1 protein-coding gene is annotated in these 698 nt (G+C 70.2%); it reads left to right on the top strand.

The genetic code is table 11. The features are described 5' to 3' along the window. Positions 1-698, top strand: a 698-nt coding sequence (locus JCM9942_RS17440) for an N-acetylmuramic acid 6-phosphate etherase family protein (protein ID WP_218185532.1), incomplete at both ends; no start/stop codon positions are given.

Raw genomic sequence — 698 nt, forward strand, 5'->3', positions numbered from 1 at the left:
CGCCGGCGGCGAACAGCAGGCGCTGTACGACCTGTCGTGGTCGGCGGACAACCGCCAGCGGCTGCCGCCGCAGCCCGGTGATCTGGGCGTGCTGCTGCGCTATGCCGACGAACCGCTGGATACGCTGGCCCGGCAATGGTGGCAGACCTTCGACCGTGCCGGGGCCGGGGTGCTCACCGTGACGGTGGGCCAGCCCCGGGATGGCAGCCAATCGGTGCCGGTGCCTGCCGGTGCCGGGCCGGACATCGTGCTGGACCTGCCGCAAGGCAACGATCCGCTCGGTCTGGACCGCACGCTGGCACTGAAGATGGCGCTCAATGCCCATTCCACCGCGGTGATGGCACGGCTTGGCCGCACCGTCGGCAACACCATGACCGCGGTGCAGCCGGGCAACCTCAAGCTGATCGGCCGCGCCACCTACCTGATCCAGGCGCACGTCAATCCGGTGCTGGAGAGTGCGCGCTGGCGGCAGCGGCACGGTGCCACCGCGGCCTTGAGCTATGCCGAAGCCAACGCGCTGCTGTTTGAGGCCATCGCCCGGCGCGCGGTGTTGCCCGAAACGGGCAAACTGCCGGAAGTGGAACTGGCGATCGTCGCGGCGCTGGAGCGCCTGGACAGTGGCAACCCGCTGGACTGGCCCGGTGCCGCGCAGCAGCTGCGCGACCATGGCTTGAATGGTTATCTGCGCGGCTGGGCGG

The organism is Stenotrophomonas pictorum JCM 9942 (genome assembly GCF_001310775.1).
In the GTDB taxonomy this organism is placed as follows: Bacteria; Pseudomonadota; Gammaproteobacteria; order Xanthomonadales; family Xanthomonadaceae; genus Stenotrophomonas; species Stenotrophomonas pictorum.